Source organism: Mucilaginibacter tolerans (assembly GCF_030519375.1).
Taxonomy (GTDB): Bacteria; Bacteroidota; Bacteroidia; order Sphingobacteriales; family Sphingobacteriaceae; genus Mucilaginibacter.
In genome coordinates this window covers 240,564-265,423 of the sequence record NZ_JAUMKB010000007.1, presented here as the reverse complement: position 1 = coordinate 265,423, position 24,860 = coordinate 240,564, and the positions used below count along the sequence as shown (strand labels likewise).

General features: G+C 42.5%; 24 protein-coding genes. 10 read left to right on the top strand and 14 right to left on the bottom strand.

Features of this window, described 5'->3' with window-relative positions; all coding sequences use genetic code 11:
* The first annotated feature begins 46 nt into the window (after positions 1 to 46).
* Positions 47 to 787 carry a head GIN domain-containing protein gene (locus tag Q3A68_RS12380; RefSeq protein WP_302901402.1) on the top strand — a complete coding sequence of 247 codons (741 nt, stop codon included), beginning with the start codon at positions 47 to 49 and terminating at the stop codon, positions 785 to 787.
* A 75-nt stretch (positions 788 to 862) separates the two neighbouring features.
* Here the strand turns inward: Q3A68_RS12380 and Q3A68_RS12375 are convergent, their stop codons facing one another.
* From Q3A68_RS12375 to Q3A68_RS12365, 3 genes are all read right to left on the bottom strand, one after another.
* Positions 863 to 1,891, bottom strand: a complete 1,029-nt coding sequence (locus Q3A68_RS12375) for a hypothetical protein (RefSeq protein ID WP_302901401.1) — start codon at positions 1,889 to 1,891, stop codon at positions 863 to 865.
* Between the two features lie 7 nt (positions 1,892 to 1,898).
* Entirely contained in the window at positions 1,899 to 3,617 is a 1,719-nt protein-coding gene (locus Q3A68_RS12370; protein WP_302901400.1) for an ArnT family glycosyltransferase, read from the bottom strand.
* A gap of 89 nt (positions 3,618 to 3,706) precedes the next feature.
* Positions 3,707 to 5,875, bottom strand: coding sequence for an outer membrane protein assembly factor BamB family protein (locus tag Q3A68_RS12365; RefSeq protein ID WP_302901399.1), 2,169 nt, complete (start codon positions 5,873 to 5,875; stop codon positions 3,707 to 3,709).
* Between the two features lie 53 nt (positions 5,876 to 5,928).
* On the opposite strand from Q3A68_RS12365, the gene Q3A68_RS12360 reads away from it, so the two are divergent.
* Both Q3A68_RS12360 and Q3A68_RS12355 read left to right on the top strand, forming a co-directional pair.
* The gene (locus Q3A68_RS12360; protein WP_302901398.1) at positions 5,929 to 6,408 is read left to right on the top strand and encodes a DinB family protein; all 480 of its coding nucleotides are present in this window, start codon (positions 5,929 to 5,931) and stop codon (positions 6,406 to 6,408) included.
* Between the two features lie 41 nt (positions 6,409 to 6,449).
* Complete coding sequence (locus tag Q3A68_RS12355; protein ID WP_302901397.1) at positions 6,450 to 6,923, top strand: RidA family protein; 474 nt, start codon at positions 6,450 to 6,452, stop codon at positions 6,921 to 6,923.
* Between the two features lie 43 nt (positions 6,924 to 6,966).
* Here the strand turns inward: Q3A68_RS12355 and Q3A68_RS12350 are convergent, their stop codons facing one another.
* The 8 genes from Q3A68_RS12350 to Q3A68_RS12315 form a co-directional block, all read right to left on the bottom strand.
* On the bottom strand, positions 6,967 to 7,389 hold the full coding sequence (locus Q3A68_RS12350; protein ID WP_302901396.1) for an OB-fold protein: 423 nt from the start codon (positions 7,387 to 7,389) through the stop codon (positions 6,967 to 6,969).
* A 13-nt stretch (positions 7,390 to 7,402) separates the two neighbouring features.
* Positions 7,403 to 8,335, bottom strand: coding sequence for a DUF5777 family beta-barrel protein (locus Q3A68_RS12345; protein ID WP_302901395.1), 933 nt, complete (start codon positions 8,333 to 8,335; stop codon positions 7,403 to 7,405).
* A gap of 2 nt (positions 8,336 to 8,337) precedes the next feature.
* Positions 8,338 to 8,880 (bottom strand): YceI family protein, encoded by a 543-nt coding sequence (locus Q3A68_RS12340; RefSeq protein ID WP_302901394.1) that lies wholly within the window; start codon positions 8,878 to 8,880, stop codon positions 8,338 to 8,340.
* Between the two features lie 17 nt (positions 8,881 to 8,897).
* Positions 8,898 to 9,272 (bottom strand): cytochrome c family protein, encoded by a 375-nt coding sequence (locus tag Q3A68_RS12335; protein ID WP_302901393.1) that lies wholly within the window; start codon positions 9,270 to 9,272, stop codon positions 8,898 to 8,900.
* A 7-nt stretch (positions 9,273 to 9,279) separates the two neighbouring features.
* Positions 9,280 to 10,008, bottom strand: coding sequence for a c-type cytochrome (locus tag Q3A68_RS12330; RefSeq protein WP_302901392.1), 729 nt, complete (start codon positions 10,006 to 10,008; stop codon positions 9,280 to 9,282).
* Positions 10,009 to 10,258: 250 nt separating this feature from the next.
* Complete coding sequence (gene odhB, locus Q3A68_RS12325) at positions 10,259 to 11,824, bottom strand: 2-oxoglutarate dehydrogenase complex dihydrolipoyllysine-residue succinyltransferase (RefSeq protein WP_302901391.1); 1,566 nt, start codon at positions 11,822 to 11,824, stop codon at positions 10,259 to 10,261.
* A gap of 94 nt (positions 11,825 to 11,918) precedes the next feature.
* Positions 11,919 to 14,705 (bottom strand): 2-oxoglutarate dehydrogenase E1 component, encoded by a 2,787-nt coding sequence (locus Q3A68_RS12320; RefSeq protein ID WP_302901390.1) that lies wholly within the window; start codon positions 14,703 to 14,705, stop codon positions 11,919 to 11,921.
* A gap of 208 nt (positions 14,706 to 14,913) precedes the next feature.
* Positions 14,914 to 16,203 carry a DASH family cryptochrome gene (locus Q3A68_RS12315; RefSeq protein ID WP_302901389.1) on the bottom strand — a complete coding sequence of 430 codons (1,290 nt, stop codon included), beginning with the start codon at positions 16,201 to 16,203 and terminating at the stop codon, positions 14,914 to 14,916.
* 215 nt (positions 16,204 to 16,418) lie between these two features.
* Here Q3A68_RS12315 and Q3A68_RS12310 point away from each other — a divergent pair, with 215 nt between their 5' ends.
* The 7 genes from Q3A68_RS12310 to Q3A68_RS12280 all read left to right on the top strand — a co-directional run bounded on the left by Q3A68_RS12310 (position 16,419) and on the right by Q3A68_RS12280 (position 22,746).
* Positions 16,419 to 17,078: a TetR family transcriptional regulator C-terminal domain-containing protein gene (locus tag Q3A68_RS12310; protein WP_302901388.1), complete on the top strand. Its 660-nt coding sequence runs from the start codon at positions 16,419 to 16,421 to the stop codon at positions 17,076 to 17,078.
* The gene (locus Q3A68_RS12305) at positions 17,044 to 17,811 is read left to right on the top strand and encodes an HAD family hydrolase (protein ID WP_302901387.1); all 768 of its coding nucleotides are present in this window, start codon (positions 17,044 to 17,046) and stop codon (positions 17,809 to 17,811) included. Before Q3A68_RS12310 ends, Q3A68_RS12305 begins: the two co-directional genes overlap by 35 nt.
* The gene (locus Q3A68_RS12300; protein WP_302901386.1) at positions 17,792 to 19,120 is read left to right on the top strand and encodes an ABC1 kinase family protein; all 1,329 of its coding nucleotides are present in this window, start codon (positions 17,792 to 17,794) and stop codon (positions 19,118 to 19,120) included. Before Q3A68_RS12305 ends, Q3A68_RS12300 begins: the two co-directional genes overlap by 20 nt.
* A 64-nt stretch (positions 19,121 to 19,184) precedes the next feature.
* The gene (locus Q3A68_RS12295; RefSeq protein ID WP_302901385.1) at positions 19,185 to 19,496 is read left to right on the top strand and encodes a Dabb family protein; all 312 of its coding nucleotides are present in this window, start codon (positions 19,185 to 19,187) and stop codon (positions 19,494 to 19,496) included.
* Positions 19,497 to 19,559: 63 nt separating this feature from the next.
* Positions 19,560 to 20,486 (top strand): NAD(P)H-binding protein, encoded by a 927-nt coding sequence (locus tag Q3A68_RS12290; RefSeq protein WP_302901384.1) that lies wholly within the window; start codon positions 19,560 to 19,562, stop codon positions 20,484 to 20,486.
* 30 nt (positions 20,487 to 20,516) lie between these two features.
* Positions 20,517 to 21,440, top strand: coding sequence for a TIGR01777 family oxidoreductase (locus tag Q3A68_RS12285; RefSeq protein ID WP_302901383.1), 924 nt, complete (start codon positions 20,517 to 20,519; stop codon positions 21,438 to 21,440).
* A complete protein-coding gene (locus Q3A68_RS12280; protein WP_302901382.1) occupies positions 21,433 to 22,746 on the top strand; it encodes a cryptochrome/photolyase family protein in 1,314 nt (437 codons plus the stop codon). The genes Q3A68_RS12285 and Q3A68_RS12280 overlap by 8 nt, the downstream gene beginning before the upstream one ends.
* Position 22,747: 1 nt before the next feature.
* On the opposite strand, the gene Q3A68_RS12275 is transcribed toward Q3A68_RS12280, so the two are convergent.
* The 3 genes from Q3A68_RS12275 to Q3A68_RS12265 form a co-directional block, all read right to left on the bottom strand.
* Positions 22,748 to 23,689 (bottom strand): FKBP-type peptidyl-prolyl cis-trans isomerase, encoded by a 942-nt coding sequence (locus Q3A68_RS12275; protein ID WP_302901381.1) that lies wholly within the window; start codon positions 23,687 to 23,689, stop codon positions 22,748 to 22,750.
* Between the two features lie 6 nt (positions 23,690 to 23,695).
* Entirely contained in the window at positions 23,696 to 24,199 is a 504-nt protein-coding gene (locus Q3A68_RS12270; RefSeq protein WP_302901380.1) for an FKBP-type peptidyl-prolyl cis-trans isomerase, read from the bottom strand.
* A gap of 143 nt (positions 24,200 to 24,342) precedes the next feature.
* On the bottom strand, positions 24,343 to 24,777 hold the full coding sequence (locus Q3A68_RS12265) for a MarR family winged helix-turn-helix transcriptional regulator (RefSeq protein ID WP_302901412.1): 435 nt from the start codon (positions 24,775 to 24,777) through the stop codon (positions 24,343 to 24,345).
* Positions 24,778 to 24,860: the final 83 nt, after the last annotated feature.

The following is a 24,860-nucleotide window of genomic DNA, read 5'->3' as shown; positions in this document are numbered from 1 at the left end:
AACCTTTTGTTTCAGCCCGCGTCTTATTTTCAAAAATGCAATAATAATGAGAGCACTAACCAAAATATTATTAATAGCGCTGCTTTTACCAGGATCAGCCTATGTTTATGCCCGTCCTCATCATGCTATTACCGTAGATATGAGTAAAATTGAAGACCGGCATATTACCGGTTTTCATGCGGTTGACGTAGGCGGTTCATTTGATGTGTATATAACACAAGGCTCAAATGAATCGGTTAAAGTAGAGGCCCCAGATGAAATAATCGACCATATTATTACCGAAGTTGACAACGGGGTTTTAAAGATCTATAATAAAAACGACCACAATTTTCACTGGGGCGATATTTTCGGTAACCACAAGAAGATCGTGGTCTATGTTGTTGCCAAAGATTTGAACGCAATTGCTGTTTCAGGCTCAGGTGATGTTTATTTCAAAGAAGGCATCCGCACTAATTCATTAAGATTACGGGTATCCGGTTCTGGTGATTTGTACGGCCGAGTAGAAGTGAAAAACCTGGAAAGCGGTGTATCTGGTTCAGGTGATGTTAAGATTGCGGGCCACGCTGAGAACTCTGCAGTAAACGTATCCGGCTCAGGCGATTATGAAGCTCGCGGTTTGGTTACCGTCAATACGATAGTTCGTGTTTCCGGCTCAGGCGATGCATCGATCAATGCCAGCGGCAGCGTATCAGCATTTGTTTCTGGCTCAGGCGATATCCGGTATACAGGCGGGGCTAAAAGTGTGTCCTCTTCCAAATCAGGAAGCGGGGATGTTTCAAGAGACTAAGAAATCTTGAGTCGTAAGTCTTAAGTCCTGTGTCATTTTACTTAGGACTTAAGACTTACGACTCAAGATTTCAACTTAATTGAAAGTTGCAATCTTTCGTCTTCCCAAATCATAAGTCACCCTAAAAGCTTCCTGGTTACTGGTAAAACCGGGTGTTTTATGCATGGTGAAGACGAATTGCCCTTTAAGCCCTTTAGCCACAAACGGGGTGATGATGAAATCTGCACGGTTATAAAACTTCTTCTCATAAAAAGAATCGCCAAACATTGTGTGGCTGCCCTGACCAGCATAAAATTCATTAAATACAGCTACACGCCAATAGCTTAAATAAGCGGTTGCTACAAATCCTTTTGGCGATTGTAATTGATCGACACCTCTTGTTCTGTCTAAGGACACCATACCCCCTGCTTCAATCGTTAATGAATCCAGCACTGTCTTATGGCTAAAATCGAGGCCTAACCTTACCTGTGCACCGCCGTTATCCTGAATATGATCGTTCGGAGTTAATATGGCTGCGCCGGCATCATGCAGCAGCACAAAATAATGGGAGATATAGAATGGGCCAAATGGATTGGGTCTGTATTTACCTTCCAATCCGATCAAAAACTCCTCGCGTTGGGTATCTGTTTGGCGGCTTACCCAGTCAATCCACATGGTTTCGGTAAAGTTTTTCTTATTGTTCAGGAAACGCAAAAACAAACCTTCGATATTAGGGCGGTAGTATTGTAACGTATCATTCAGTAATGCTCTGGGGTAATTATCGATCAATCCGGTTCTCGAGAACTCACCTGCATTGAACAGCCAGTTTTTGTTATGAAAACTATAGTAGGCAATCGGGTTCACCTTTAAAAAATAAGGTATTGCACCAAACTCATGTATAGCATTGGCTCCCACCACAAAGCTGTTAATTGTATCAATATTCAACCCGAAATCAAGCGCGGTGCGTGTACCTGAATAAGTACGCGAACGCGATACAAAATCCTTGTACTCCCTGTTATCAAGGAAACCCAATCCGCTAAAATTAACGTCAAGTGTTGTCTGGGCCATGGTAACACCACAGCCAAGTAAAGAAAGGAAAATTAAGAGGTAGAGCTTTTTTATCATGTGATAGCTATTCAATAGTTAAACTAATTATCCGGCTGTTCTTGCTGCCCAGGAAAGGGTCGGTCCGAAAAGAGAACATGACCGTATATTCCCCCTTTTGTTCCGGCGCGACAAATTTAAATTTATAATGCCTGGTTTCCTGTGGTTTCAATGTCAATTCATAAAAATCATCACCAGCTTCCTGAACCTGTATAATGTTTGCTTCCTTAAACAAACAAGCTTCAAAACTTAACTGATGCAGATAACCTGAATTGCTGAAATTTATTGTATAAGGATATGGATTAGTGATATCCAGATCGAAAATGATCTGTTCACCGGGCTTCGCGTTGATCTTAGGAGAAGGCAACTCTACCTTTACTTTCTGATAGGTGCGTACCTCATCCACCCATCCGCCATACCATTTGCCGCCCGAAGTGTTCAATGTATCTGTGGTAACACCTTTCACCGGGCCTTTAGTAAGCCAATAAGCCTTCTTGTGCTGCATCCCCTCTTCAATGGGCCATATATCAAACTGGGTTAAACGGTAATAACGCTCGTCATAAGCAAACCCTTTGGTGGTATTATTATAAAAATCGTACTTGGCAGCATTCTGAAAACCGTCATTCAGTATCACATAATTATCGCCGACTTTCTGTTTTATAGCATACGCCCATTGCTTAAAACCAAAAAGGCTTTTCAGTTGCCCCACTTTCCGTATCAGCGGAGAAGCGGTCATCAGCATCACTCTCAGCGCAACAATAAATACCAGGTTAACAATAGCCACCCATTGAAACCATTGCCTCCAGTTGTTCGCTTGTTTAAATTGAATCAGTACCAGTAGTACAAGTGGTGCAAAAGCGATAAGCGTCCACTGTGGCTGTACTTCTCCTTTAAAGCTGCTCGACAAAAAGAAAAGAAAAGTAAAGACCGCGTTCACCATTAATGCCCGGATAAAAGCATCTTTAATACGAGCCTTGAAGCCATAATAAAACAGGAATGCGCCGATGATTGGCCCAGCCATTAAAAGCTGTCCGGGGAAGTATGTCGACGTTTGTGAGAACTGGTAATGATAGGTTGATTGTTCGTACAGGTGATAATTAACGGATGGATAGCCATGATCAATCTGCCATAAAATATGCGGGATATATAGTATCACCGCTAGCCCGGCGATGAGCCAGAAAGTCCAGCGTTTGAGTAGTTTTATATTCGATAGCACTGTAAATCCGACCAGCAATATCCCGTGATACTTGCTATAAAGCAAGCACGCAATGATAACTCCCAAGCACAATGCCCACGTTAATTTATCCTCATCAATATATTTCTGATAGATATAATAGAACAGCACCGTAAACAGGAACAAAGGTGCATCAGGTGTAGTGGTAAAACCATATTGATGGAAAATAAATATGCCTGACACCACCAGGATAAACCATTTGGCTTCAACCTCATATTTTTTTGCGATAAGCCAAAAAATATACAAAGATAAAGTACTGGACAGCACCGTCATCAAGCGGATACCAAACTCACTGTGCCACAAGCTATCACCAATACGGATAAAGATGGCCACCATTGGTGGGTGGTCAAAATAACCCCAGTCTAAAAAACGGGAATAAAGCCAGTAATAAGCCTCATCGGCATGAACCTCTAATGTGTAAGCCTGGGTAGCATTGAAGATCGTCCAAAGCAATAAAAAATACCAGATGGCTTTTTGAGATTTTTCCGGCGAATTATTATAGGACAACTGCATCAAGTGTAGATTGATGGCGCGAATTTAGGCAAAATTATTAGCCATTGCGCCTACCGGTACTTAAAGCACATTTTCTAATCAAATTATAATTAATCCGGCAATGCGAATGCTACGTAGGAATCGCCGGATTGTGTACCGAGCTTACCCCCGCCACATGCAATCACTAAATATTCTTTACCGCCTATCTCATAAACAGATGGCGTAGCAAAACCCGGTGCGGGCAGTTTAGCTTCCCAAAGCACCTTGCCGTTCCTTTTATCAAATGCTCTAATCTTACCATCCTTGCTTGCCGCAATAAATACCAATCCACCTGCTGTCACAACCGGACCGCCATAATTTTCCGTTCCTGTAGGTGTTTTGGCGACTTTCTCAAAAACAGGGTCATTACCCAACGGGATACGCCAAACCATTTTGCCGGTGTTCAGGTCGATGGCGTTCAGTGTGCCCCAGGGCGGAGAAATAACCGGATAACCTTCTTTTGACAGAAACTTGTTATAGCCAGTCATCTGATACGGAATATCCATGTATGGATCAACCTGTTTATGAACAGCCACGAAAGCTTTGATACCGTTCTTTTTATTTTCAGTAATATAGGATATAATGGCTTGTCGCTCTGGGTCGCTCAATTGTTTAAAAGATGGCATCATACGCCTACCCGATTGCAGCAGGTCACTTATTTGCTGGTCTTTATATTTTAAGCCGACATTGATGAGCGATGGATAATTACCTGTTCCCTTTCTGTCCTGCCCATGGCAGCCCATGCAGTTATTGGTAAACAGTCGCTGCCCCGCCATGTTAAACGTCTCCGATTTTGGAATGTCCTGTTTGGCATCGATCATTGTCATCACCCAGGCCATTTCGTTGGCGTTGATATAGATTATACCCGTAGATGGATCAAATGCAGGCCCTCCCCACTCAGCGCCGCCATCAAAACCTGGAAAAATAAGCGAAGGAATTTTGCCCGGCGGCAAGAACATATTCCCATAGCGATAGGTCTTCAATCTTTTCAAAACCTCAGCTTTTGAGCTATCGGATAAATATGGGTTAATATCCTTTTCGGTTAAGGTTTGCCTCGCATAAGGTACAGGTAAACTTGGTATCGGCTGTGTAGGCCATGGCTGCTCACCTATCAGCTCTGATTTAGTTTCAACTGGCGTCTCTTTTACAGGAAACAGCGGTTTACCCGTAGCACGGTCAAGCAAAAAAACGAATCCGTGCTTGGTAGGTTGTGCTACGGCATCAACATCTTTTCCATCGTGTTTAACAGTCACCAAAACAGGTGCCGCAGGCAAATCTTTATCCCATATGTCGTGATGGATCACCTGGTAGTGCCATTTCAATTTGCCAGTTGATGCATCAATAGCCAGTAAGCAGTTTGCAAATAGTCCAGCCCCTTTACGTTTACCGCCATAAAAATCGTAGGCCGCGGAGCCTGTAGGTGCAAAAAGCACGCCTGTTTTTTCATCCAGGCTAAAGCCTGTCCAGCTGTTTGCCGAACCGATGTGTTTGTAGGCTGCAGTATCTTTCCAGGTATCATATCCAAATTCACCGGGATAGGGTATGGTATGGAATATCCATTTCAGTTTACCCGTACGAACATCGTATGCCCGTATGTGCCCCGGTGCGGCATCCGCAGTCTCATTTACACGGCTACCGATAATGTAAATGTCCTTATAAATAACTCCCGGCGAAGTAGCCGTCACGTACATATCTTTTGCATCCCGACCGAGATCATTATGCAGATCAATTTTACCTTCGTTACCAAAGCTTGTGATCAGCTCCCCTGTCTCTGCATTCACCGTATAAATATTTGATCCGGCGCAATATAGAATACGCTTGTCATCCCCATCCTCCCAATAGGTAACACCCCGGTTGTTGTTCATCCCAAAATTCGAGGGCGTTGCATTGGTATTTCCTGCCGGGTTAAATATCCATTTCTGTTTGCCCGTAGCCGCATCGAGAGCGAACAAACGCAGTTTAGGCGTAGTGCCATAAAGCAATCCATTCACCATTATCGGATTACACTGTATTTGCGAATGCGCCTTCATATCCGCATCGTTAGTATGATAAACCCATGCTACCTGCAGTTGCTTCACATTGTCTATATCGATCTGCGTAAGCGATGAATAGCGTTGCGACTTTTTTGATCCGCCATAAACCCGCCACCCGGAATCATCCCCGGTAGGGTGATTTTTACAGGAACTAAACAGCGCAGCAGAAGCGAATAAGCAGGCAATTGCTTTTGTACAGGTTGTCATGGGAATGATCCGGCAAATTGGTTGACGGGCTAATTTATTGATAATAATTAGAAATGAATCTATATTTACGCACCATGACCAAACAAATTGAAATCATCAGAAAGACCAGGGCATTTCTGCTCGACCATTTAAAAGACCTTACTACCGAACAGCTTAACAAAATCCCTGAAGGCTTTAATAACAATATCATCTGGAACCTGGGCCATTTGGTAGCCGCGCAACAAGGCGTATGTTATATCAGGGCCGGGTTGGCTCCGCGGTTAGATGAAGGTTTTATCAATACCTTTAAATCAGGTACCAAACCTGGGGAACCGCTCAGCGAAGCCGAAATAGAAAACATCAAAACCCTCTTGTTCGCAACCCTCGATCAATTAGAAGACGATTATAATAGTGGTGTATTTGGTAATTATACTGCATGGACAGTAAGATACGGGGTAGAATTTACAAATATTGATGACGCAATCACTTTTCTGCCTTTTCATGAAGGATTACATTCAGGATTCGTAACAGCGTTAAAAAAATTGGTGAAATAATTTTGAGCTGAGATGTTTGTTAAACCTTAATAGCATTACAAATGAAAAAGCTTCTGTTTCTACCTTTGTTATTTATTACGACGCTGGTATTTTCACAGAATAATACTTCACTGGTGAAATTTCTCAACCCATCTTCAGTATCCGCGCCAAAAGGCTATTCGCATGCCGTAGAGGTTGATCTGGGTACTTGCAGGATGATGATCATTTCGGGACAAGTGGCTATTGACAACCAAGGCAACCTTGTTGGGAAAGGGGATTTTGGAAAACAAGCAGAACAAGCATTTCAGAACATCAAAAATATAGTTGAAAATGCCGGCGGAAAAATGGACAATGTTGTTAAGCTGGGATTTTATATTCTTGATGTCAACCAGATTCAAACTTTAAGATCAGTCAGGGATAAATTTATAAACATAAAAAATCCCCCTGCTAGTACACTAGTTCAGGTTAGTAAGCTATTCAGGGATGATATATTGGTAGAAATTGAAGCAACTGCTATAATTCCAAATAAGAAATAAAGTTCAGAATAAATAATAAACCCGGCTATGCCGGGTTTATTATTTATTCAACAGACTTGACAACAATAGCGTTGTTTAATACCACATCACTCAAAAAACCTGTGCAAACCCCTTTTACAACTATTACCGATCCCTTAACAGGCAGTGGCAAGCCAGGTTGCAACGTACAGAAAATATTGCTAAACGGGTCCCCGCTTTTTAATGTCAGCGTAATATTGCCCGACTGATCTTTATTCTCCTGTAGCAATTCCCCTTTTACTTCAATGGCTTTATTCAGGTATTTAACATTAGCCGCTTTCTCATCCGATTGAAAATCCTTAACTAATTGTGCTGAAGTAACTAACGTCGCCACCTCATTTGCTACATCCCGGTGATGTGTTTTTGAATACTGAAATACGTAATACCAAATATTTACTACTCCCAACACCACCACTATAATCAGCGCCCAAACGATCTTATTTTTCATAACCTATTTTTCTTTACTTAACACTCTTACGTTTAACTATGGTAAATACCCTTGATATATTGAAGCCAAAATGAACTGCGCCGTTTTGCCAGCGGCCATCTGTCTGTGTAATAAAGCTTCTCTCGTTTATTCCGGTCGAATTGGTAAAATGCAACTGGAACACATGTCCGCCGGTTTCGATATCAAACCCAAGCGATACCGGGTTATGATATCCCTGCAAAGGGTGCTGCTGATAATAATATTCGCCCGTCAGATTGACCCTTTTCGACAAACGCAAACGAAAACCAGTACCTAACGAATACAGATCGTTAGGAATAGCCTTGGTGGCCACAATATTGTAATGCACCATAGTTGGCGTTAGCTGAAACGAAAAGTAATCGCCAAATTTCCTTGCTATTAATACCTGGTTGGCAAAATTCAAATGATCAGAAAAATTTATCGGGTAAGATACCGATGGCCCTTTTATCGTACTTAGCATAGCAGTTGAAGCTATGCTGATAGAAATTGGCATATTTACTTTCCCCGTCGACTGCCTTAGTATCCTGAGCTTAAAGAAACCGTCAAATTCCTTATTATAAGTGCTCCTTCCTACACCTATTTCCAAACGATCAGTAATACCATAATCCAACCCAATGCGCATAGACGCCTGATCGAGCCCATAAAAATTGTAAGCTCCGCTATTGACCGTCCCAAAACGGTGTGATATTTTAAGATCTAAAATGCCGGCACCTGTGTTTTCTATCGACTGACCATTAATCAGCCTGGTTGTTTTAAAAATAGATGTAGTAATATCTGTCTTCTCTTTAGCATCCTTTTTGTTTTGCTCATCTTGCATTTTGAAAAGGTCAACGTTCTGAGCGTTAGCTTTAAATGCAGTTGCACAAATACCTATCAACAGTGCAATAAGGCCTCCTTGAAACCTTATCATGCGTACAAACAGTTTCATTACTATTCATATTTACAGTTGACAGATATTTCAGCCTCATCGGCAATTTTATTTCCAATATAAGAGCCGGTTATGCCATAGTCCTTTATTTTGACTTTGAACAAACCGCTTATCGTTGGCTTGGCGCCTTCTATCGCCATGATACCACTTGCCGTCACCTTTTGCTGAACGCCATGAATGGTGAGGGTGCCATCAAAATTTACAGGATACTTCCCATCTTTTGCAAAATTCAGAGTCGATGCATTGGTTATATATCCTCTGAACTCAGCCTTTGGGAATTTCGAGCTTTCCATATAGTTCTCGTTGAAATGATCCTCCATCAACTGGTTTTCAAACCTGAAACTCTTGATTAGGACACTAAAAACTATCTGGCCGGTTTTATCAACCATTTTACTGTCTACCTGGTCATTCACTGCGGCTACTTTTTCGAGCGGACTGCTCGCGTTAAACTTGATCTGCCCCGTTTTAGTAGAATATATCTTTTGAGCATGCAGTTGAAAACACATGCCCGAAAATAAGATAAGAGATAAGATTGCCTTTTTCATTGTTTTGCGTTTTTTAATTAGTTATTAGGGGTACCATTATTTATCCAGGTTTTTATAGTTAAGATATCACAGGCAGATAGCTGCGACCCACTTAAGGGCATTGCAGGGATACCACCGGTGTGATTAATAGAATTCATCAATTGGCCGTTGGTGACATAAATTTTTAATGAGGTATAATTATCGAGTTTAATACCACCACCAGCTGATGCTGAGCCGCTGTGGCAACTGTAACAATTTGTTTGAAGTATGCCTACCACACTGGAACTGTATGTTATATTGCTTACCAAGCAATTGGTGGGCTGCGGGTATACTAAATCGGCGTGATCATAATAGCAACCCGTTACTACCAGTATCACAATCAACATGACGGAAATATATTGCAACGCTTTCATGATCTGTTTATTGAGGACATCCGTTATTGATCCATTTAGTTATCTGGGTGATTTGGCAATCAGGTAATTTGCCCGATTGGGGCATATTCATTGCACTGGTTGTAGAGGTATAGTTTATCGCATTCAGAAAATTAACCTTCATAGTAGTGCCCGCTGTTTTGGCGCTGGCATAATCGCTTAGAACAACCCCTCCCGAACCTGGTGCGACGCCATGACAACCGTTACAATAGGTGGCGAAGATTTGAGAGACACCATTGGTATACGTAGTTTTGGTAGTATCACATGTTGCAACTGTGCAAGTATTGTTCGTGGCGCCCTGATTGATCCATTTGAGTATTGTTGCTACTTGGGCGGCTGATAATTTTGGCGAATTCCGTGGTGGCATTGAGCCATCAGAAATAACGTTATAATATTTGCTATCATTAGGGTTATTGGCAGAAATACCCTTCATGATATTAGCATAGTTAGTTAATACCAGGCCTTCCTGTGCAGTACCCGCATCATGGCATCCTGTACTGGCACAATACGTTTGAAATAAGGGGAGTACATCCGTTTGAAAACAGACTGAAGATGTTCCTGAACCGTTTCCTGAACCGTTCCCGGTGCCAGTGCCCGTTCCCGAAGTTGTTCCGGTTCCTGATGAGGAGGTAGAGGAACCTGAAGGTTTAATCACATCGTGCGTACAAGCATAAAGAACAGCTAATATTGCCGTTATAATAATTAGGGGCCTTTTCATAGTATTATAGGGGGTTAATTCTTTCTTCTATACAAACTCACTTCGCCTTCAACTGCCAGAATCTCACAATACATTAGTAATGAATCCCTTATACGAAATCGTAACAGGAATGTTACAATTAAACGGTAACGAATGGCCGAATATTATATGCGTTATAACATTTTTTTACTAGAAATAATATTTATGAAAAAGAGGAAATAAAAAAACCCGGATATACCGGGTTTTAATGATTTATAGACAGGGTTGTTTATTATACACCCAACAACAATCTGGAGGGATCTTCCAGCAATTGTTTTACCCTTACCAGGAAGCTTACCGATTCACGGCCATCAATGATCCGGTGATCGTAAGATAATGCCACATACATCATCGGCCTGATCACGACCTGCCCATTCAATGCAACCGGGCGCTCAATAATATTGTGCATACCCAGGATAGCTGATTGCGGTGAGTTGATGATGGGTGTCGACATCATCGAACCGAACACACCGCCGTTGGTAATGGTAAAAGTACCGCCGGTCATTTCTTCCAGGCTCAATTTGTTATCACGGGCTTTTACAGCCAGAGCAGCAACTGCTTTTTCTATCCCGGCCAGGCTAAGGCTATCTGCATTACGGATAACGGGTACAACCAACCCTTTTGGAGCGGATACGGCAATTGATATATCAGCAAAGTCGCTGTAAACTACTTCTTCGCCTTCAATGCGTGCGCCAACGGCAGGCCATTCTTTCAGCGCTTCGCAAACTGCTTTGGTGAAGAACGACATAAAGCCTAAACCCACACCGTGTTTTTCTTTGAATTTATCTTTGTATTTAGCACGTAGTTCCATGATCGGCGACATATCTACCTCATTAAAAGTAGTCAACATTGCAGTTTCGTTTTTCACGGCCACTAATCTACGGGCAACCGTTTTGCGCAATGATGACATCTTTTCGCGGCGTTCACCTCTCGGGTCGAGCGACTTAACAGGCTCCGGTGCTTTTACTTCCACTTTAGGCGCACCAGCAACTACATTCTTACCACCTTGGGGATTCTCAGAAACCAAATCGGCATTAACAGCAGTCAGCGCATCGGCTTTGGTGATCCTTCCGCCAACACCATTACCGGGAACGGCAGCGGGATTTATACCTTTCTCAGCCAATATCTTTGCAGCAGCAGGTGATGGTGTACCTGACGCATATGTTTTTTCAGTTGCAGCGGCGGTAGCAGTTACAGGCTCTGCAATTTTCGGTTGTGAACTTACAGCAGCGCCGGCACCTTCAATGATACAAACCACAGCACCGATTGCTAATACATCACCCTCTTTTGCGATTGTTTTCAAAATACCTGCTTTTTCGGCAGTAAGCTCAAAAGTAGCCTTATCCGATTCCAGTTCAGCAATAGCTTCATCCATGGCAACGGTATCGCCGTCTTTCTTTATCCAGCGCGAGAGGGTCACTTCAGTAATCGATTCACCGACTGCAGGAACTTTTACCTGTAATGAGGCGCCTTCGGTACTAGTAGCAGTAGCAGTAGCAGGCTCTGGAGTTGGAGCACTAGCGGCTGTTTCAGGCTGCGCCTTTGGAGTAGATGGTGCAGCCCCACCTTCTTCGATACTTGCCACAGCAGCGCCGATAGCTAAGACGTCGCCTTCTTTAGCAATAGTTTTTAAAGTCCCGGCTTTTTCGGCAGTAAGCTCAAAAGTAGCCTTGTCCGACTCTAATTCAGCAATTACTTCATCCATCGCAACAGCATCGCCGTCTTTCTTTATCCAGCGTGACAGTGTTACTTCGGTAATCGATTCGCCAACCGGCGGAACTTTTATTTCTAAACTCATATTATATATAGGTTGTACGTGTTACGTTATACGTTCTACGCATTTATTAAAAGTCAAAAATTAACGCATAACGTACACGTCATACGTATAACAATCAGTTAGCTACGCTAGCTTCTTTCTCTGTCGTTTTTTTTGCAGGCTTACCTGTCGGCACATCAAATGCTTTAGTAATGATGTGCAACTGCTGCGCCTGATGTTGTTTCGCAAAACCAGTAGCTGTACTGCTTCCTTCGTTACGGGAGATCACATCTAATTGCAGCTCGCTTTTGCGGAATTTACGGCACATATAAGGCCATGCACCCATGTTCTCCGGTTCTTCCTGTGTCCAGATAAAGTCAGTGGCCTTGTTGTATTTAGCCTTGATCTTCATCAGTTGCTGATCAGGAGTAGGATATAATTGTTCTACACGAACAATGGCTACATCCTTGCGCTGATCGGCCTGCTGTTTATCTAACAATTCGTAGTAGATCTTACCAGAACAGAACAACACTCGTTTTACTTTCTTGGGATCTGCGTAATTGTCGTCGATCACTTTCTGGAACTTGCCGTCGGTAAATTCTTCCAGCGGCGATACGCATTTAGGGGCACGCAGCAAGCTCTTTGGTGTAAACACGATCAATGGCTTACGGAATTCGCGGTGCAACTGACGGCGCAAAATATGGAAGAAGTTTGCTGGAGTTGTACAATTAGCCACCTGAATATTATCATCGGCGCAAAGTTCCATAAAACGCTCAATACGCGCTGATGAATGCTCAGGGCCCTGACCTTCGTAGCCATGAGGCAGCAACATTACCAAACCATTGCCACGCTGCCATTTGGTTTCGGCACTGGCAATATATTGGTCAACAATAATTTGCGCTCCGTTAAAGAAGTCTCCAAACTGTGCTTCCCAGATAGTCAGTGCATTAGGGTTTGCCAGGGCATAACCATATTCAAAACCCAAAACACCATATTCTGACAGCAGTGAGTTATATATGCTGAATTTTGCTTCAGTATCTAAGGTGTCAAGGGGTGTATATTCATCTTCCGAGTCAACCAGCGTTAAAACCGCATGACGGTGTGAGAAAGTACCGCGTTTTACGTCCTCGCCGCTTAAGCGTACCGGGTGCCCTTCTTTCAATAAAGTACCATAAGCAAGTAACTCCCCCATTGCCCAATCAAAAACATGGGTACTATTTACCATTTTAGCGCGCTCTTCAAAAAGTTTTTCTATCTTTTTGAAGAACTCTTTTCCTTTTGGCAGTTCAGTTATTTTTTTGCCGATGCTCAACAGTTCGTCTTTCGCTACTCCCGTATTTACCGGTGCGGAAAAATCGGTATCAGTAGCTAAATGTAACCCTTCCCATGCTCCTGCGAACATCGGGATGGTATCGGTAAATCTATCCTCGGCTTTTGATTCGTCCAGCTTTTGCTGCAATACATCGCGGAAACCTTTTTCCATTGCGACGCCTTGTTTAGCATCGATGGTACCCTGATCTAGCAAATGCTGATAATAAATATCACGTGGGTTCGGGTGCGCTTCTATCGCTTTGTATAATAGTGGTTGCGTGAATTTAGGCTCGTCCGACTCATTGTGACCATAACGACGGTAGCATAAAATATCTATGAACACATCGTCGTGGAATGTCTGCCTGAACTCCATTGCCAGGTTGACCACGTAAACCAATGCTTCCACATCATCACCATTTACGTGGAATACGGGCGACAACACTGTTTTGGCAATATCAGTACAATAGGTACTGGAGCGCGCATCCTTAAAGTTTGTGGTAAAACCAATCTGGTTATTGATCACCAAATGGATGGTGCCCCCTGTGCGGTAGCCTTCCAGTTTTTCCATCTGTAAAACCTCATACACAATACCCTGACCAGCTACAGAAGCATCACCATGAATCAGTATCGGAGCTATTTTGGTATGGTCTTCACCATATTTAAAGTCGATCTTTGAGCGGGTAAGGCCTTCAACCACCGGGTCAACAGCCTCAAGGTGTGATGGGTTAGGACACAAACTCAGGTGGACATTTTTTCCACTGTTTGTGGTAACATCAGTAGAGAAACCCAGGTGATATTTTACGTCTCCGCCAAAACCGGCTTCTTCATCATAGTTTTTACCTTCAAATTCAGAGAATATCTCTTTGTAGGTTTTTTCCATGATATTAGCCAGCACGTTCAAACGGCCGCGGTGCGCCATACCGATCACAAATTCCTGTATACCCAAGTCGGCACCTTTTTGTATAACCGAATCCAGCGCAGGGATCAAAGCCTCTGCACCTTCGAGTGAAAATCGCTTTTGTCCAAGGAATTTTGTACCCAGAAAGCTTTCAAAAATTACAGCCTGGTTCAGCTTATCCAGCATTTTCAGCTTTTCCTCCCTGTTAAAAGAAGGTGTATTGCGCCTGCTCTCCATGCGGTCCTCAAACCACTTTATTTTTATCGGGTTGCGAATGTATTTGTATTCAGCACCTATCGACTGGCAATAGGTTTGCTCCAACATATCACGAATATCGCTTAATTTGGCCGGGCCGAGTCCAACTTCCACGCCTGCATTGAAAACCGTATCCAGGTCTGCGTCACTTAGTCCGAAAGTTTCCAGCTCTTTGCCAGGAAAGTATTTGCGGCGTTCACGAACCGGGTTTGTTTTGGTGAAGAGGTGTCCCCGGGTACGATACCCGTTGATCATGTTCAGCACATTGATCTCTTTCAAAAAATGCTCCGGAGTTTCTTCTCCTAAAGCTGCCTGAGCAGGTGTTTCACGACCAAAATCGAACCCTTCGAAGAATTTTTGCCATCCGAAATCTATCGATTCGGGGTCTTGTTTATAAGTTTCGTAGAGAGAATTAATGTAGGCAGCGTTGCCGCTGTTAATATAATTTAGGCGATCCATTTGAATACCAATCTTAAAGATGGTACAAATCTAAGCATATAGGTTTAGAAACTTGGAAATTTATTTGTAAAACTTAACTATTAGTACGTAAAAAAGACAGTTTTTTATTAAAAAGCACAATAATGCCTGGAAAAAGCACTTTTTAATATACCGAACGGTATTAACTAACTCAATTAAAATTAGTTCATCGGTATTTTGGACAATAAAATCAGACTTGTTCGGCGAACGCTTCCGGCAGCCAGGTGCTAATATATTGAGCCTGTAAATCCAGGTCGCTTAATTGTTTAGGTGATAGGAAATAGCGGGTATCTTTTGGGTCATGCTCCACTCCGGCGACAAAGGCCCAATTACCCAGATTACTTGCGGGGGAATAGTCGATCAGTTTTTCTTCAAAGTAGGCAGCGCCTTTTCTCCAGTCAACTTTCAATTCATGGGCAAGGTAAACTGCCACGGCTTGTCGATTGTCGTTAGGAATATAACCTGTTGCATTCAAATGCCGCATACTGGCATCTACCAAAGGAACACCGGTATTACCTACCTTCCATTTGTCAAAAAGCTCTTCCTGGTTTGCCGCAGGGTCATCATTATCTTTAAATCTTTCAGCGCTATAAAACTGTTTGCCGTGCTTTTTGAACATAAAGCGGAAATAATCCCGCCAAAGCAGTTCGAGCACTAAGGGCGACCCAGAATTGTGGCTTCCATGGGTTACTTCACGGTACACCCAACGCATGGAAAGGCAACCCAGTGATATCCATGCTGACAATCGTGAAGGATGGTCGCTATGCTTATTCCCTTTTGTTGCACCAGTTAATGATTGCCTGGAAATGTATTGCTCCAGGTGTAATAGACCTGTTGATTCGCCACCTTCGTAATGAAAATCGCTGCGTGGATCATCTACCGGCCCTGTTAAACCAAGTTCGGCTAATGTTGGGATATTTCCGGCATCAACAATCTCAGGTGTATAAATATGTTCCGGAGTTTCGATGCAGGGTCGAACCTGGCTATCACGCTCCACTTTCTTTTTAAATATGGAAAAACTATCAGGGATATCTTTTATCGGGAAAGGCAGGTCTTCTTTATGATAGAGCGTATGACCTATGAAGTGTTTCAGGTTGAGTTTTATCTTCCACAAGGCAGCCTCAACTTCTTCAGATATCTGTGTTTCTTCAAAAGCTACTTCGCGGTGATGGTAAACTTCTGATACCTCATACTGCTGTGCCAGTTGCGGGATGATCTCAGCGGGATTACCTATCCTTATTATCAGATCGCCGCCCAGTTTCTGCAGATTGCCGCGCAAGTCGGCTACAGATTCCAACAAAAATTTGGCACGGATGTTCCCTGTTTTTAATAACCCTAACGCGGCGGTCTTGAAATAAAAAGGATCGAAAATATATACCGGGAGTACTTTATCGGCCTTTCGGGTAGCCTCAAACAATATTTCGTTGTCGTGAACGCGAAGATCGTTTCTGAACCAAACTAGTATTGTTTTTTCACTCATTGTACTTCCCCTGTCGGTTAGCGGGACTAACTAACCTACAAATTTGCAATAATTTACGGGTTTCACCTAATAACCGCAAATTATTTGACATCGGGTAAACATTTATTCTGGCAAAACTATCTGCCTAAAATCATCGTTATTTATAGATAATTATGACATTTTATCAAATTGGATGTCCTAATTTTATCCGATAAATTATTCATAATAAATTCATCATGGCTACTACTGAAAGCATCAAAAAAGCGTACATCGATTATGTACTCACCCAGGGTGAAGAGCCTAAATCGGTATATATTTTCGCCAAAAAAAATAAAATGACCGAAGCCGAATTTTATTCGCATTTCGGGTCATTCAAAACTTTGGAACAAAATATCTGGACCGGTATTGCCGATAAAACGCTGACGGAAGTTAAAGGGCAGGAAGTTTGGGCGCAGTATTCAGCTCGTGAAAAAGCATTGAGTTTCTTTTATGCTTTTTTTGAATTGCTGAAACAGCAGCGCAGCTTCGCCGTTTACTGCATAAACAAACAGCCAAAAGGAATAACCACCCCAATAGTGTTTGCTGAGTTGCGAACAGTTTTTGAGAGCTTTTGCATCGAAATTTTGAATGAGGGTTTGGAGTCGGGCGAATTATCCGACCGCAAATTCTTTAGTAAACGATACAAAGATGCCCTTTGGGTGCAATTCGGTTTTATACTGCATTTCTGGATCAATGATAGTTCTGCCGGGTTTGAGAAAACCGATGAAGCCATTGAAAAAGGCATTAATGTTACTTTCGACCTGTTTCAACGTTCACCGATTGATAACCTGTTTGAGTATGGCAAGTTTTTAGCCAAAAACGGTGGTATCGCAGAAAAGATGGGCTTTGGAGTATAATGAATCGGTCCTCACTGAATCTTCTCCAAGGGAGAAGTCTGTTGAAACTACGTTTGCGGCCATTTTTGATATGGATGGCACCCTGATCGATAATACGCCATTTCATTTTATATCGTGGCAAGCGCTGTTCAGGAAATACCATAAAGACGAATTAAGCAGGCATACTTATTATACCGAAATAAGCGGCGTGCCCATTATGGAAACGCTGAAAAGGATATTTGGCGCGGACCATGATGAGGCATATCTGAAAGAATTACTCCGCGAAAAAGAGGAGTTTTACAGGCAGGAATATGCACCGCATCTGGTTGCCATTAAAGGCCTTGAAAATTTCCTGGCTGAGTTAAAAACCGATGGGGTAAAAATGGCTATGGCCACTTCAGCGACCGTGGAAGACATTGATTTCATATTGAATAAAGTGCCCATTCGCGATGATTTTAACGAGATCGTTAACTCCTCGATGGTAATCAAACCTAAACCCGATCCGCAGATATTTTTAAAAGCTGCCGAATTACTGAACATACCGCCCGGAAAATGTGTGGTATTTGAGGATTCGTTGGCGGGCATCAAAGCAGCAAACGCCGCAGGTATGAAAGTAGTAGGGATCACTACCGGTCACCCGGCTAGCGACTTGTACCCTGTGGATTTGGTGATAGATGACTACACTAACCTAACACCAGCGGTTCTGGCAGGGTTATTTAACGGAGAGGAAAAAGATGAACGGGAATCAGCCTAAAGAGCAAAACAGCATACCGACCAGCAAAGCACAACGGTCGGCCAAATTTGTAAAAACGGGATTTAAAATAGGGGGCAATTATATCAAGCACTACTCCAAAAAACTTTTTAATCCCGAGTTGGATAAAACAGAGCTAAACGAGAATAATGCCGCAGATATATACGAATCCTTAAGCGAGCTGAAGGGCAGTGCACTCAAAGTTGCCCAAATGCTGAGCATGGATAAAAATCTGCTGCCCCAGGCTTATGTAGATAAATTCAGCCAATCGCAGTATAATGCGCCTCCGTTGTCCGGTCCGCTCATCGTGCAGACCTTCAGAAAATATTTTGGCAAAACACCCGATAAGATTTTTGACAAATTCAATATCCATTCGTCCAATGCGGCATCCATTGGACAGGTACATCAGGCGGAATTGAACGGCAAAAACCTGGCAATTAAAATTCAGTATCCAGGCGTTGGCGATTCTATTTCATCCGATCTGAAAATGGTAAAGCCCATAGCTTTCCGCATGCTGGGCATGAGCGAAAAAGAACTGGATGTATACATGAAGGAAGTGGAGGAACGCCTGCTGGAAGAAACGGATTATGAACTAGAGGTTCGCCGTTCTATTGAGTTCTCAAAAGCCTGCTCTGTACTCGACAATGTGGTGTTCCCTCAATACTATCCCGAGCTTTCCAGCAAGCGCATCATTACGATGGACTGGCTTGAAGGAAAACACCTGCGCGAATTTTTAAAGACTAACCCATCGCAGGAATTACGCGACCGCATTGGTCAGGCGCTCTGGGATTTTTATAATTTCCAGCAGCATGAATTGCGTGCTGTTCATGCTGACCCCCATCCGGGTAATTTCATGATCACCTCTGACGGCAAACTGGGCATCATCGACTTTGGCTGTATTAAGGAAATGCCGGAAGATTTTTATTATCCGTTCTTCTCGCTTACCTCAACAAGCCTGATGGAAAACAAGGAAGAAACCATCAAGGCATTTCGTCAGCTGGATATGATCCATAATGACGATACACCAGCGCAGATCGAATTCTATTATAAAATGTATAAGCAGATGATCGGCCTATTTGCCAAGCCTTATATCAACGATCATTTTGATTTTGGTGAGACCGCATTTTTTGATGAGCTTTATGGCTTTGGCGAAAAAGTCTCTAAAATGCCCGAGTTTAAACAGGCCCGTGGCGTAAAGCATTTTATTTATGTGAACCGCACCAATTTTGGGTTGTACAATATTCTGCATGAGCTAAAGGCAAGGGTAAAAACGGATACTTACAAACCGCATGTGATAGAACATTTTGCATAAATATGTAGTTGTTCTTTGTGCCTTTGCAATTTATTGCCATCTTTCAGCATTAAAACCGATACTTATGTTTCTTCATAACACCTTCGTTCACCACGTACACTTCTGGTTAAAAAATAAAGAAGATAAAGCAAAACTTATAGAAGGTCTTGAGACCCTTATTCCCATTGCTCATATCCGCGATATGCACATCGGTGTGCCTGCCCATACCAACCGCGATGTAATAGACCGCTCGTATGATGTTTCCTTATTATTGTTGTTTGATAACCTGGAAGCGGAAGAAGCCTATCAGCACGACCCCGTGCACGTAATTTTTGCGGAGCAATATGCTAAACCGCTGTGCTCAAAAGTAGTAGTAGTCGATAGCGTAAATATTTAGATTTTTTTGTCAGACTAATATTTAATCACAAAAACACCTTTCTGATTTTATTGTTGCATTAGCATGAAAGTGTTGCTTGCAGGTGCTAATAGTTACATCGGCACACATTTGATCCATATCCTGCTCGAAAAGGGGCACCATGTGGTTTGCCTGGTACGTGACAAAAATCATTTTCTCAACAATCATCCCCATGCATACGCTGTAACTGTATTGGGGGGCGACTTGCTGCGCCGTCAAAGCATCGACCCATTACCTGAAGATATTGATGCAGCCTGTTATCTTATCAATACCTATACCCAAACCTCTGAATTCAGCGCGCTCGCCGCACTTTCGGCCCAAAATTTCATGGAAGTGATCGCACCAACCAATTGCAGGCAAGTGATCACCCTAAGCGACATCAATGATAAAACAAGCAGCGATTCACGGCTTAATGTGGAGTACATTTTACGCAACGGCAAACCGGCGCTTACAGTTCTGAACACATCCATGATCGTCGGGATAGGCAGTGCGGCTTTGGAAATGTTTAATATCCTGATCTCCAAAACGCCTTTAGTGGTCCCCAGGAGCTGGATTAAAACACGTATACAGCCAATTGCGACCAGCGATGTATTACAATATATTGAGAAAAGCCTATTGAACGAGCACACATTTAACCGGAGATTTGATATTGGCGGTCCCGAAATACTGACCTTCAAACAAATGATGCTGATCCATGTGGCTATTCATGCTACTACCAAGCCAGATATAGTTATTTTACCTTTTTTAACCTCGCATCTTTCCTCTAACCTGCGTAACTCCCTAACGCCGTTAAGTTATCCTGAATCCAGACGCCTTATTGAAAATTTAAAACATGATTGTATATGCCGTGATAACTCGATAAGGGACGTAATTACAGTGCCGTGCCTCACTTTCAAGCAAGCAGCAAAATCCAGTTATGAGACGGCGCACGCCGGAAATTTGGGGAAGGCACCCCTGGTAAAATCCAACTAAATAATATTTAAGTATTTTGCAGGGGCATTTATGAGCGGACGAGTACAAAACAACAAACACATTCTTATTACAGGCGGTACCGGCATGATTGGCCGGTTGATTACTGAGGAACTATTAAAGCAGGGGTATTCCGTAAGTCACCTTAGTCGGAAATCTGGCAATAATCCCGAAGTGAAAACTTATTTGTGGGATGTAAACAAAGACCATATTGATGACCATTGCCTCGAAGGCATAGGCACTATCGTACATTTGGCCGGTGAAAATATTGCAGACAAACGCTGGACTCATAAGCGCAAAAAAGAGATAATTGATAGCCGTAGCCGGTCCATAAATTTGATTTATCGGTTAATACAAAGTAAATCCAACCAGGTAAACACTATTATTTCTGCGTCGGGTATAGGCTATTACAGCGACCGGGGTGATGAACTACTAACCGAAGATAGTCCCCCGAAAAACGATTTCATGGCGCAATGCTGCATTGAGTGGGAAGATGCAATAGATAAAGGCAAGGAACTGGGCTTAAGAATATTGAAATTCCGCACAGGGGTTGTACTAAATAAAAGTGAAGGCGCGCTGATGCAAATGGCTAAGCCAATAAAGCTTGGATTTGGTGCGCCATTGGGCAGCGGCAGACAATGGGTACCATGGATACACTGGCAGGATGTGGTTGATATGTATTTATATGCAATAGAAAAGATCAACCTGTCGGGTGTTTATAATATGGCAGCACCTAACCCTGTTACCAACAAACAGCTCACAAAGGCACTAGGTAAACAATTACACCGCCCAATATGGCCGATAAAAGTTCCCTCATTTGTGTTTAAATTGCTGTTGGGCGAAATGAGTACAATTGTATTGGGTAGTACACGCGTTTCAGCTGAGAAAATTGAAATGGATGGGTTTACATTTAAGTATCCTGAGTTAGTGGGTGCCTTAAAGCAAATCTATGGATAAAGCTACCATCAACATTTTCTGGTTTCGCCGCGATTTACGGCTTGGTGATAATTCAGGATTATATCACGCACTGAAAGGTAAGAATCCGGTATTATGCCTTTTTATTTTCGATCGGGCTATACTCGACAAATTACAGGACCGGGATGATGCCCGTGTTACCTTTATTTATCAGACCATTGAAGAACTAAAACAGGAATTAAATAGGCATGCCAGCTCAATACTGGTAAAATATGATGACGCAGAAAAAGCCTGGGATGAGGTTTTGAAGGAGCATACCATTGAAACAGTTTATACCAATCACGACTATGAACCTTATGCCAAACAACGTGATGATGCTATCGCCGAAAAATTACAAAAGCACCATATCAATTTTAAAACCTATAAGGACCAGGTTATTTTTGAAAAGAGCGAGATTATTAAAGAAAACGGCGAGCCTTATACTGTTTACACACCTTATAAAAACAAATGGTATCAAAAGCTGAGTGATTTCTACTTAAAATCTTATCCCACCGAAAAATATCTGAAGAATCTTTATAAACATCCCGGTTTTGCTGTTCCCACATTAAAATCGATGGGGTTTGAAAGAAGTGATAGAGTTTTCCCCGATAAGGATTATCAAGAAGTAATAAATAATTATGCTAAAACAAGGGATTTCCCGGCGTTACACAAAGGCACTGCGCATATCGGCTTGCATTTAAGGTTCGGCACGGTAAGCATCCGTGAGCTGGCGCAAAAAGGCAATGAGGAGCTTGATAAAACCTGGCTAAATGAACTAATATGGCGGGAGTTTTATATGATGATCCTGTACCACTTCCCGCATACACTGGATCACGCCTTCCGACCCGAATACGACCGCATTAAATGGGAGAACAATGAAAAACAATTTAAAGCCTGGTGCAATGGCGAAACCGGGTATCCGCTGGTAGACGCTGGCATACGTGAATTAAACAACACCGGGTATATGCACAACCGGGTCCGGATGGTAGTGGCCAGTTTTTTAAGTAAAGATCTGTTGATAGACTGGCGTTGGGGCGAACATTACTTTGCTCAAAAACTGCTGGATTATGAAATGGCAAGCAACGTAGGCGGATGGCAATGGGCGGCAGGCTGCGGCACCGATGCGGCTCCATATTTCCGCATATTTAACCCTGATTCACAAACTAAGAAGTTTGACCCTGAATTAAAATACATAAAAAAATGGGTTCCAGAGTATGCTGACTTCAGCAAATATCCAAAACCCATTATTGATCATGCTTTTGCACGGGAACGTTGCCTGAAGGCTTTCAAAAAGGCATTAGCAAAATAGTTTACGGATTAGTAACTGTCACATTACTTATATCCCAGCGCAAACAACTATTTACTGGTATACTACCAGCCCCTCCTGCACCGTAAGCGAGGGCCGACGGTACAATTATAGAAATTGCGCCACCACCACCACCTTTACCAAGCAACCTCAGTCCTTCAACAAACCCCTCAACGGTCCCACCTGAACTTATATCACTTATAGGCGCGGTAGTACTCGTGTAGGCATTATTATCCGGATTAGTATTGTTCATCAGGTACAACTTGTAATTTAATGTGATTGATGAATTATCATTGATCGCAGTGCCTGTACCTGGTGTAGTTATTTTATACCATAACCCGGTGGAAGCGCCTGAGGTTATTTCACTATACCCGGTTAAATTATTGGCGGCCATATAATTTTTAATTACTAACTGGTCATACGCGGCCTGATCACCAATCAGGTGAACAGTAATATCCAGGCATTGATTACCTGCTATTCGTCCACTCGTTAGCGTCGTACTCCCTGTGCCATAGCCATTTTTTCCGAAAGCCAGATGTGACGGCACCAGGACGCGCATCTCGCCGCCCAGATACTTAAGGTTATTACGAATTGCAAGCATTAAACCATTAGGAACGGTATGCCCCAGCACACCATAATAATGATTGGCGACTGTATCTGAGAGTATGTACTTTCCGTCAAAAGAGCGGATAGTATAAACATAAGATACATAAGTTGGGTAGTCAACCGGTTTTGTTGCATCACCGGGGTTAAGTATTTGATAATAAGTACCGGTGGTATCGCCGTTAGTTTTATCCGGGACCATAGCGGTTAAACTATTGGCGGCGATATAGGCCTCAATTTGTTGCTGATCGTATTGCTTGATATCAGGATCGCTGGTAATCTTACGGCATGACACAAAACACACAACCGACAGTAACAAAAGGGTAAAGAATTTAAGTTTCATCTATATTTAGTTCGTTATATTATAAACCCGTATATAAAAATCGAGTATACTGTTTTTGGGCAAGTTGTAATCAGTTTGCGGATACGGCCCGTAAGCATAGCGCGACGGTACAAGCAATCGTATGCGCCCACCCTTGTGTACTTGCGATTTGGGTATACCTAACCTCCAACCTAATATCACTTGCCCTAATTGATAGGATGGGTGAATATTATTCGTTTTGTAAAATGGCGTTGTCTGTCCAAGTACCCTGGCCGTATCACCTACAGTCACGTATGTTGACGTTGTGTAGAGGTCGTTCCCCTGCCCGGGTTCTAACAAAATATAATATACGCCACAGGTGTCGGCAACCTTTTTCGCTACATCTTTTAAGCCATTCGCGTTTATATAATCAGTCACGATCTTATCATCAATAGCCGCCTGTTTTTTATATTGTGCCAAACCGGTTTGCTCTTTGGTACATCCCGCCATTATGCAACAAACACATACTATTGGTAACAGCCACTTACTCATTTGATTTCAATCGGCAAATTTATTGTTTTATTATTCAAAAACGACAGCTTAACACTTTTTAACAACTATTGCAGCCGGGATTTTGCAAGCCGGTACTAATTAACGTCATTTTTTGAATTTAATTTTAGATCGCAAACCCACGGTTATTCAGGCTTATAGTTGATGGTAAGTTGATTGATTTTTTTAAGCAACTGAGTAAGGTACTCTCTGTCGTGCTCATTGATATGTTTGTTTAGGTAATTATTAAACTGCTTTACTACGACGCGTGCTAAATGGCGTTTTTCCTTGCCCAAATCAGTAAGATATATCTTTACAGACCGCTTATCTCCCTGGTTTGACTCGCGATAGATTAAACCCGATTGTTCCAATTGGCTTAGCATTCGTGACAAACTGGTTGACTTTAATCCCAACAATGCCGCCGCCTGGGAAACGGTAGTGCCTTCTTTTTCATCAATATTAATCAGCAGGTAACCTATGGATTGCGTAATGCCAAATTCAGTAACCAATTGGTTATACCGATTGGCCATCGTCTGCCAGACTATCTTTAAAAAATAGTCAATTGTTTCCTGGTGTTTTATATGTTGGGGCATAGCCGACAAACATAAACTACATGAGCCGATTATACAAATTTAGTTGGCAGTTTAGAGTGGGCGTTGGGCAG